Source organism: Streptomyces sp. NPDC026062 (genome assembly GCF_055568375.1).
The window spans coordinates 1-2,573 of record NZ_JBVHOQ010000117.1; the positions used below are offsets into that span (position 1 = coordinate 1).

The following is a 2,573-nucleotide window of genomic DNA, read 5'->3' on the forward strand; positions in this document are numbered from 1 at the left end:
TGGCCCGCGGAGTGGACCAGGGCCAGCGGCAGGCCGTCCTCGTCGCGGTCGACGCTGATCCGGTGGCCGTTGCGGTCGGTCACCTCCGACAGCCAGGCGGTTCCGTCACCCCCCGGCCCGGCACCGGACGGGGCGTCGAAGTCGAGGACCAGGCCGGTGTCGGGGTCGGTGACCGTGTAGTCGCCGCGGGTGTCGCGCGCCAGCAGCGTGCGGTCCCTGCCCGCCTCCGGTCTTGTGGGCGCGCCCGGGGCGGGGTGCGGGTAGCGGATCAGGAGCCCGTCGGCGGTGATGTGGATGACGCCGACGGCGTCGATCTGCAGACGCTCGTCGACGGTGGATGTCCAGGACGGGCCCAGGAAACGGCCGGCCGTCAGGCCGGACTCGGTGCGGCGGGTGAAGAGCAACGGCAGGATGCCGGGGACCGTGACGTCGGTCTGCGGGAGGTACATCCGGCCGGTGGCGAGGTCGACCGGGTCGGTGTCCTCGGATATTCGCTTGGCGTCCGGAGTGCTGTTGCCGCCTTCCGGGGCGTCGTCGACCAGGCGGCGCAGCCGTGCGGCCTCGGCGGCCTCGTCGGCGACGCGCACGCCCTTCACCGCGGCGCCGCCGCCACCGGTGGCGATGGTCAGCGCGATGTCGGGGATCAGCCGGCCGAATCCCTCGGCCGGATCCTTCATGAAGTCCTTGACCATCGTGGTGCCGGTGCCGACCGGGTCGTTGGCGGCGACCACCAGACCGGCGGCCAGACTGTTGAGGGACGTGACGTACTCGGCCGGATGCGTCAGGTTGTACGGGTCCATGGGGTTGACGCTGCGGACGAAGTTGAGCATGCCGGCCGTGGCCTTGATGATGCCCCCGTCCAGATGCATGCTCATGACCTGGAATTCCTCGGCCCCGTCGCGCAACTGCTCCGTGTACGAGGGCTTCCGCGGAGCCATGTCGCGGGCCGCACACACCGCCGTACGCGCGGTCTGCGCCGCCGAGTTCCGCTGCTCGCGGGCCGCGGCGAGGAGGTCCTGCGCGTCCTGCATCAGCTTCTTACCGGGATCGGTGAACGTCGAGGAGGGACGGGGAGGCAGCGAGGCGGGGTCACGCTTGTCCGAGGGCTGGGCGTTGTAGCGGTCGACCGCGCTGTTGAACTCGTCGACCTTCCTGCGGTGGGCATCCGCGGCGTCCTCGGAGGCCTTGACGCCCGCCTTCCACTTGTCGATCGCCGTCTGCGCCTGCCCCTGAGCCCAGGTGACGGTGTCGGCGAACGCGTCGAGAGCCCCGATCGCCTTCGCACTCGCATCGGCGGCGGCGTACCACTTGGGCGGCTGGGTGCCCACCGCCGTGCGCAGCGCGTCGGCCGTCTCGCCCTTGAGCTGCCCGGAGCCCAGACCCTTGAGACCGTCGCCGGTGCCGTCGAAGGCCGCCTGGAAAGCGCGGAGCTTGGTGACGGTGGCGTTGAGCTTGCCAGGACTGCCGTAGATCAGTTTGGTCTTGTCCTCGGTCTGCCCGAGGTCCATCTCGTCGACCTCCGCGCCCATCCGGTTGGCGACCGAACGGGACTGCTCGCGCACCCAGTCCGCACCCGATTCCCACCCGACGTCGTCCAGCCGGCCGGCGGTCCAGTTCCCGACGTCCTCGACCCGGTCACCGACCCACTCGACACCGTCCTCGATCGCGTCCTCGACCGAGTCGGGCGTGAGGTCGCTCAGGAAGTCGCCTATACCCACGTTCAGTTGCCCCCTGGCTCGCCCTGCTGCCGCGCCTGCTGGGCGCGTTCCTCCGGTGACGGGCCGAGCGTCTCGTCCAGTGCCTGGCCGAACTGCTCGTCGGAGATGCCGAGCGCGCTGTTGAACATGTCGGACTGCCGGCCGCCGTAGCCCTCGGTGAGGACCGTGCGACCGGTGTCCTTCCAGGTCTGCCCCATGTCCTGGCCGGCCTTCTCGAACGATTCGGGGCTGTAGTCCGGGCTCAGGTAGTCCGGCGTGAAGATGTCACCCCAGCCCTGCTCGGCGATCTCCTCCTCACTGGCGTGCGGGTTCCCGCCGAACAGGGAGTTGGCGCCCACCTTGAGCGTGCCCGCAAGGTACTGGTCGTTCTCCCACTGGGTGCCCGCCGCCAGACCGAGCCGGTTCGCCAGCCCGCCGGCATCCCGCACCAGGGCGCGTACACCCCACTCCCAGCGTTCGCAGAAGTCCTCGAAGTCGGTCGCGAGACCGTGGTGCCCGGCCTCCATCCCGGTCATCGCCATCGCTGAGAAACCCTTGCCCATCACCGAACCCGTGGCACCGCCGAGATCACCGAGGGCGTCGATCGTCGCGCCCACGCCCTTCGTGAACCTGGTGACCGACTCCTTGTCGAGATGCAGGTCCGCCCCGTCACCGCTCACGACCGTTCCTCCCCCGCCCCGCCCGCGTCGACGGCGACCGCCTCCGCAACGATGCCGACGACCGGCGGGAAGAACATCGAGCCGTCCTCGGTGGCGACATCGACCGCGAGACCGGCGGGCTCCCCCAGAGACGGCACGATCTCGTCGACGATGCGCGCGCCCAGCAACGCCGCGTAGTCCATGGCCTGATCGCCCG

At 70.5% G+C, this 2,573-nt stretch carries 2 protein-coding genes and 1 pseudogene; all 3 read right to left on the reverse strand.

Features of this window, described 5'->3' with window-relative positions; translation table 11 throughout:
- Positions 1-1,718, reverse strand: a 1,718-nt coding sequence (locus tag ACZ4LX_RS38035) for a putative T7SS-secreted protein (protein ID WP_467651971.1), incomplete at its 3' end; no start/stop codon positions are given.
- Between the two features lie 2 nt (positions 1,719-1,720).
- Positions 1,721-2,377, reverse strand: a complete 657-nt coding sequence (locus ACZ4LX_RS38040) for a hypothetical protein (RefSeq protein WP_467651973.1) — start codon at positions 2,375-2,377, stop codon at positions 1,721-1,723.
- Positions 2,374-2,573: pseudogene (locus tag ACZ4LX_RS38045) on the reverse strand (hypothetical protein); the annotation flags it as partial. The pseudogene ACZ4LX_RS38045 and the gene ACZ4LX_RS38040, both read right to left, overlap by 4 nt.